Annotated in this window: 7 protein-coding genes, 1 pseudogene and 1 riboswitch; of the genes and pseudogenes, 4 read left to right on the top strand and 4 right to left on the bottom strand. The window is 72.8% G+C overall.

Translation table 11 applies throughout. The annotated features are described in order from the left end of the window. The 4 genes and pseudogenes from AB0O24_RS05515 to thiD form a co-directional block, all read left to right on the top strand. A pseudogene (locus AB0O24_RS05515) lies at positions 1-165 on the top strand (HNH endonuclease); the annotation flags it as partial. 373 nt (positions 166-538) lie between these two features. Then, positions 539-630: riboswitch (TPP riboswitch) on the top strand. Further along, the gene (gene thiM, locus AB0O24_RS05510; protein WP_363373163.1) at positions 622-1,461 is read left to right on the top strand and encodes a hydroxyethylthiazole kinase; all 840 of its coding nucleotides are present in this window, start codon (positions 622-624) and stop codon (positions 1,459-1,461) included. It overlaps the preceding riboswitch by 9 nt. Continuing rightward, positions 1,458-2,093: a thiamine phosphate synthase gene (gene thiE / locus AB0O24_RS05505; protein ID WP_307384545.1), complete on the top strand. Its 636-nt coding sequence runs from the start codon at positions 1,458-1,460 to the stop codon at positions 2,091-2,093. Before thiM ends, thiE begins: the two co-directional genes overlap by 4 nt. Then, positions 2,090-3,529, top strand: coding sequence for a bifunctional hydroxymethylpyrimidine kinase/phosphomethylpyrimidine kinase (gene thiD / locus AB0O24_RS05500; protein WP_363373158.1), 1,440 nt, complete (start codon positions 2,090-2,092; stop codon positions 3,527-3,529). Before thiE ends, thiD begins: the two co-directional genes overlap by 4 nt. A gap of 13 nt (positions 3,530-3,542) precedes the next feature. Here the strand turns inward: thiD and AB0O24_RS05495 are convergent, their stop codons facing one another. The 4 genes from AB0O24_RS05495 to AB0O24_RS05480 all read right to left on the bottom strand — a co-directional run bounded on the left by AB0O24_RS05495 (position 3,543) and on the right by AB0O24_RS05480 (position 6,158). Further along, positions 3,543-3,713: a DUF5302 domain-containing protein gene (locus AB0O24_RS05495; protein WP_193753669.1), complete on the bottom strand. Its 171-nt coding sequence runs from the start codon at positions 3,711-3,713 to the stop codon at positions 3,543-3,545. Between the two features lie 40 nt (positions 3,714-3,753). After that, complete coding sequence (locus tag AB0O24_RS05490; RefSeq protein WP_363373182.1) at positions 3,754-4,680, bottom strand: DnaJ domain-containing protein; 927 nt, start codon at positions 4,678-4,680, stop codon at positions 3,754-3,756. A 96-nt stretch (positions 4,681-4,776) separates the two neighbouring features. Further along, positions 4,777-5,232, bottom strand: coding sequence for a hypothetical protein (locus tag AB0O24_RS05485; protein ID WP_275800829.1), 456 nt, complete (start codon positions 5,230-5,232; stop codon positions 4,777-4,779). Positions 5,233-5,303: 71 nt separating this feature from the next. After that, positions 5,304-6,158, bottom strand: coding sequence for an LssY C-terminal domain-containing protein (locus tag AB0O24_RS05480; RefSeq protein WP_307384540.1), 855 nt, complete (start codon positions 6,156-6,158; stop codon positions 5,304-5,306). Between the last annotated feature and the right edge of the window lie 7 nt (positions 6,159-6,165).

Raw genomic sequence — 6,165 nt, 5'->3', positions numbered from 1 at the left:
AAGCAATTCACCCGCTGGAGCGTCAGACAACTCCCCGACGGAATCCTCGAATGGACCAGCCCCACCGGCCGCACCTACCGCGACGAACCCCTCCCGTATTCACCCGCGGTGAGGTTCCTCCCCGACGACCCAACCCCACCCGACCATGACCACGCCCCGTTCTGACCGGCTTCCCAAGGCGGTCGTCGGCGTGCGTCCGTTTCCGCGCCGCGCCCCGCGCGCCTCTGCGCCTTCGCGCGCGCCCCGCGCCCATGCGCCCCTCCGCCCTTCCGCACGTCCATCCACCTCTCCGCCCTGAACCACATCGCGCTTCGCGCCGATCCGCGCGCACGGGCGTCGCCCGACCCGCCCGGCCCGACTGCCCGCCCGTCTCCCCCTCCCCTGAACCACGTCGCGCATCCGTGCCGATCCGCGCGCAGCGGGGTCGCCCAAACCGCACGCCCGCACCGTCCCGCCCGCCTACGCCACGCCTCTGGCATCCGCCCGTCAGCACCCTCCCACTCGCACCGAGCGCCGCGAGCTCTGTGCTAGCGTCGCCGGCAGTGACACGGGGTGCCCACCAGGGCTGAGAACACACCCGTCGAACCTGATCTAGTTCGTACTAGCGAAGGGATGTCGCGAATGGTCGTTCGCACGTCGTCGTCTCCGTCTACCCCCGCGGATGCCCCCGCTCCCGCCGAAGCGCTCACGGAGGCTCCCGCGCACGCGCTCGCGCGCCTCCGCGAGACATCACCGCTCACGCAGTGCATCACCAACGCGGTGGTGACGAACTTCACCGCCAACGCACTCCTCGCCCTCGGCGCCGCCCCCGCGATGTGCGACATCCCCGGCGAAGCGGGCATGTTCGCCGGGATCGCCGGCGGCGTGCTCGTGAACCTCGGCACCCCCACCGCCGAGCAGCGCGACGCCGCTCGCGAAGCCGTCGCCACCGGCACCCCCTGGGTGCTCGACCCCGTTGCGGTGGGGGCCCTTCCCGTCCGCACGGTGCTCGCGCACGAGCTGCTCGACGCGCGCCCCGCAATCATCCGCGGCAACGCCTCCGAGATCCTCGCTCTGGCGGGTGCCGGCGCGGGCGGGCGCGGAGTCGACGCGACCGACGACGCCGACGACGCGCTCGACGCCGCTCGCGCCCTCGCCGCCCGCACCGGCGGCACGGTCGCCGTGTCGGGCGACACGGACCTGATCGTGGATGCCACCCGCACGGCGCGCGTCCCCGGCGGCAGCGTCCTGCTGACCAAGGTCACCGGCGGAGGCTGCGCGCTCGGCGCCGCGATGGCCGCCTTCGCTGCGGTCGCGGAGCCGTTCGACGCTGCGGTCGCGGCGAGCGCCGTCTGGGCCGTGGCGTCGGAGCGGGCGGCATCCGGAGCCCGAGGACCGGGATCGTTCGCCGTCACCTTCCTCGACGAGCTGGCCGCCATCGAGCCCGCAGATCTCCGCGACCGGGTGGAGCTCGCGCGATGACCGACCTCTCCCTGCACCTCGTGACCGACCACCGCGTGGCGTTCTCGCGGCTGCGCGACATCGTCGACGAGTCTGTCGACGCGGGCGTGACCGTCGTCCAGCTGCGCGACAAGGTCGCGACCGGCGGCGAACTCTACGCCCGCGCCCTCGACCTCGCCGATGTCATCGCGGGCCGATGCGCCTTCGTCGTCGATGACCGCCTCGACATTGTGTTGGCCGCGCGAGCGAACGGTGCCCGCGTCGACGGCATCCACCTCGGGCAGAACGACCTCCCCGTCGACGTCGCGCGTACCCTGCTCGGCCCGGACGCGCTCGTCGGCTGGACCGCGAACACCCCGGCCCACCTCGCCGCGGCCGCAGCCTTCCCCGACGGCACGATCGACTACCTCGGGGTGGGCGTCATCCGCGCCACCGCGACGAAACCCGACCACCCGCGACCGCTCGGCGTCGACGGATTCGCCGAGCTCGCGGCATCCACCGTCCTACCCTGCGTCGCGATCGGTGGCATCGACGTCGACGACGTCGGCCCCCTGCGCCGTGCGGGAGCAGCGGGTGTCGCCGTCGTCTCCGCCGTGTGTGCGGCCGACGATCCCGGCGCGGTCGTGCGCGCGCTCCGGGGGGCCGCCGCATGATCCCCCGCGTCCTCAGCATCGCCGGCACCGACCCGACCGGGGGTGCCGGCGTCCAGGCCGACCTCAGCGCGATCGCCGCGTTCGGCGGTTACGGCATGGCGGCCGTCACCGCGCTCGTCGCCCAGAACACCCTCGGCGTGCGCGAGGTGCACGTGCCTCCCCCGGCATTCCTCGACGCGCAGTTGCGCGCGGTCAGCGACGACGTCGTCATCGACGCGGTGAAGATCGGGATGCTCGGCTCCGCCGACGTCGTGGCGACCGTCGACGCGTGGCTGTCCGCCGTGCGTCCGCCGCTCGTCGTCCTCGACCCCGTCATGGTCGCGACCAGCGGCGACCGCCTCCTCGACGGCGACGCCGAAGCGGCGGTCCGCGAACTCTGCCGACGCGCCGACCTCGTCACGCCCAACCTGCCCGAGCTCGCCGTCCTCGTCGACGAACCGGTCGCCCGCACCTGGGACGCCGCCGTCGTCCAGGCCCGGACGCTGGCCGCTCGCGCCGACACCACCATCCTCCTGAAGGGCGGCCACCTCGACGGCGAACAGAGCCCGGATGCCATCGTCGACACGGTCGGCGTGTACCCGGTGACCGGCCCGCGCGTCGCCACCCGCCACACCCACGGCACCGGCTGCTCGCTGTCGTCGGCCATGGCGACCCTCGCGGCCCACGGCCGCTCGTGGCCCGACGCCCTGGTGCGCGCCAAGCGCTGGCTCACCGGCGCCCTCGAACACGCCGACGAACTGCACGTCGGCCAGGGCAACGGCCCGATCGACCGCCTGCACGAGCTCCGCCCGCACATCGACCTGGGCCGCTCGTGGAGCGCCGAGCGCTGGGATGCCACCGCCTCGACCCGCGCCGACGTCGACGCGTGCGCGTTCGTCCGGGGACTGGCATCCGGAAACCTCGATCGAGGGGCCTTCACCTGGTACCTCGGTCAAGACCTGCTGTACCTCCGTGAGTACGCGCGCGTGCTCGCCCGCGCCGCCGCGCTCGCCCCCACCGTCGACGAGCAGCGCTTCTGGGCCGCAGCGTCCGTGTCGTGCCTCGAAGAGGAGGCGGCGCTGCACCAGTCGCACGTCGATCCGAGCGGCCTCGAGCCCGCGGCATCCACCCTCGACTACACCGAGCACCTGCACGCCGCGTCGGCCTCGGGCTCGTACGCGGTCCTGGTCGCCGCGATCCTGCCGTGCTTCGTGCTCTACACCGACATCGGCGTCCGCTGGCGCGGCACCTTCGACGCCGACCACCCCTACGCCGACTGGCTCACCGCCTACGGCGACGAGCGGTTCGAGGCCTCGTCGGCCACCGCCGCCCGGATCACGGATGCCGCCGCCTCAGCGGCCACCCCCGACGTCCGGGCCGCGATGGCCGCGGCCTACGACCGCTCGATGGCGCTCGAACTCGCGTTCTTCGACGCGCCGCTCCGGCAGCGTTCGTGACCGCTGACGCGCGTCAGCCGCTCTTGCGGCGGAACTCCCGCTTGGTCACGGCGGCGTGCGTCCCGTGCACCGCGGAGTTGCCGTCGAGGTGGGCCTGCCCCGCGCGCTGCTGACCGTTCTTCTTCTCCAGCGCTTCACGGAACTTGCGCTTCATGTCGTCGGAGGGGGTCTCGTCGGTACTCATGTCCCCACCCTAGGCATGCCCCCGACGGCGCGCGAGGCCGTCAGACGTGACGGACCCGCTGCTGCAGGCGTGTGCGGATGTCGAACAGCTCCGTGCCACCGACCTCGCGCGCGCCCGGGATCCCACGCCGCAGCAGGGTCGTCAACGCGCTTCGCGTCACGAGCGCAACCGGCGTGCCCCGCACCTTGCCGAGGTCGGTGATCGCGTCGAGAACAGCATCGTCGGGCAGCACCACGATCGCCCCGCTGAAGCGCACCCCCGCCGACCGCGCGACCACGCGGGCGCGCGACACGAGCTGCGTCACGGGCGATCCGATCACGTTCGCGCCCGAGATCTCACCGCGCCGAACGCCCACGGGTCCGCCGAAGTCCTCGCTCAGCATCGCGTACAGCCCGCTCGGGCCGAGCACGACGTGGTCGATCTTCTGCTCGGGATCACGCCCGTCGCGATCGGCGAACACGTCGTGCCACACGGTGTAGCCCATGCCGAGTTCGGACACGAGCCGCGCCGTCTCCTCCTCGGCGAGCGCGTCGGCGAGGATGTGCCGGATCTCCGGCGGCGCGGAGCGCACGAGGGCCGGGTCGTAGGGATCCGCGATGTCGACCCCGCGCCCCACCCACTCGCGGATCAAGGTCAGATACCGCTCGCGCCGCCAGCCACCCGGTTGTCCGTGCGATCGCGCGCGCGGGCGCGTGTCAGCGGGTCGGGAGGGCGCGGATGCCGCTGCCCCACCGCTCCACTCGCCCGGGGCCGATCCGCGGCCACGGTCGTAGGCCGCGCGTGCCTCGGGCGTTCCGACGAGCTCCCACGCTCGCTGCACCTGCACGAACAGCGCGGCGTCGCCGCCGGTGTCGGGGTGCGTCTCGCGCAGGCGCGCGCGATAGGCGCGACGGAGCGCTTCGTCGTCGACGTCGACCGTCACGCGAAGCACCTCGTAGGCCGAGACCGACATCGGGCTGTCGAACACCTGCGTCATCCGTTCCGCCGCGCGCGTGCGCGGCGTCTCTCAGGCTAACGCGCCGCACCTGTGCACAGCCCCGGGCGCCTCGCGCCGCCGGGCCGCTCAGCCGCGCTTCTCGTTCCGCCGCGCGTAGGCCGCGGCATCCCGGCTCGACAGGGCGAGCAGCACGAGGATGTCGAGCGCGAGCGTCACCAGCGTGGTCGCCACCGTGATCTCGGCGCCCACCTCCCACCAGCCCACGAAGGCCGCGGTGATCGAGAACGTCGACACGATCATCACGATGACCCGCGCCGCGTTGCTCCCCCGGAGGAGCAGGATGCCGAACACCAGTTGCACGAGGAACACGACGGCGAGCAGCCCGATGAACACCTCGACCGGGAAGCCGAAGTCGTCGATCGTGTCCTCGAGGGGGATCGTGTTGTCGCCGTTCGCGAACCCCGAGAGCGCGCGCAGCCAGGGCGGCAGCCCGAACAGCACCGACGCTCCCCAGACGGCGCCCGAGAGCGCACGCAGCAGTACGAGCACTCCCCCGGCGACCGTCGCCGCAGGTCGCCGCATCCGCGGATTCCGCGGCTCCGGCACAGCGAGGGGCTCGAACGCCGCCCGCTTGCGCGGCTGCCGACGACCGCTCACCGCTCGGCCCCGGCGTCGATCGAGCCTCGGGGCACGGCATCCGGAATCCGCACCGCCCGCACGTCGAGGATCGGCAGGTCGCCGTCGGTCGTGATGCTGTCGCCCCCGCCGTTTCGCGAGTGGTACCCGGTCGCGAAGTCGCGGATCACGTCGACCTCCACCCCGGCCACGGCCGTGAGGCTGGCGACGATGTGGTCGCGTTCGATGTCGGTGTCGGCGTCGATGCGGTGCGTGACCTGGAGAGTGAAGAGCGAGAGGCCGACCGCACGGTCGAAGGTTCCGGCAGCGAGCCAGTCGACCCGACGTCCGCCCGGCAGCAACCACCCGTCGGGGCACTGCCAGAAGCGGACGTGATGCCGTTTCGCCGGCGAACCGGCGACCTCCTGCTGGTAGGCGAGGTCCTGCATGCGTCCGAAGAGGAACAGCGGGCTCACGGGAGCCGTCGGATAGCTGCGTCGCCGCAGGGTCGACGTGATGATCCGCCACGACGAGGCCCAGCCCACGGGGTCGGCGGCGATCCACCCGGCCTCGGCCATCGCCCGCTCGATCTGCTCTCGCTCGCCGAGCACGGCCAGGTTGACCGGGTCGCCGAGCAGCCCGTCCGAGGTGCGCGTGCGCCCCATGAAGTAGTCCGGCACGTAGATCGCCGTCAGGATGCGATGAAGCCGCGGCAGCACCAGATAGGCGAGCAGCGCCCAGAACGCCACCGCCAGCACCACCCCCGCCCAGCCGACCTGGAACGCCTGCGTGAAGCTCAGGTACGCGAGCCAGATCGCGGCGAGACCCGCGAACACGAAGAAGAACCCGTCGAGCAGACGCCCGATCGACCATCTCCGTGTCCGGCGGGTCATGGGCGTC

Source organism: Microbacterium sp. NPDC086615, from assembly GCF_040686055.1.
Classification (GTDB): domain Bacteria; phylum Actinomycetota; class Actinomycetes; order Actinomycetales; family Microbacteriaceae; genus Microbacterium.
The sequence above is the reverse complement of the archived record's forward strand: the minus strand, read 5'-3'. Positions and strand labels throughout refer to the sequence as shown.

Excerpts from the sequence above, each read along its gene's own strand:
- thiM (WP_363373163.1), top strand. The coding sequence starts at position 622 with ATGGTCGTTCGCACGTCGTCGTCTCCGTCTACCCCCGCGGATGCCCCC.
- thiE (WP_307384545.1), top strand. The coding sequence starts at position 1,458 with ATGACCGACCTCTCCCTGCACCTCGTGACCGACCACCGCGTGGCGTTC.
- thiD (WP_363373158.1), top strand. The coding sequence starts at position 2,090 with ATGATCCCCCGCGTCCTCAGCATCGCCGGCACCGACCCGACCGGGGGT.
- AB0O24_RS05495 (WP_193753669.1), bottom strand. The coding sequence starts at position 3,713 with ATGAGTACCGACGAGACCCCCTCCGACGACATGAAGCGCAAGTTCCGT.
- AB0O24_RS05485 (WP_275800829.1), bottom strand. The coding sequence starts at position 5,232 with ATGCGGCGACCTGCGGCGACGGTCGCCGGGGGAGTGCTCGTACTGCTG.
- AB0O24_RS05480 (WP_307384540.1), bottom strand. The coding sequence starts at position 6,158 with ATGACCCGCCGGACACGGAGATGGTCGATCGGGCGTCTGCTCGACGGG.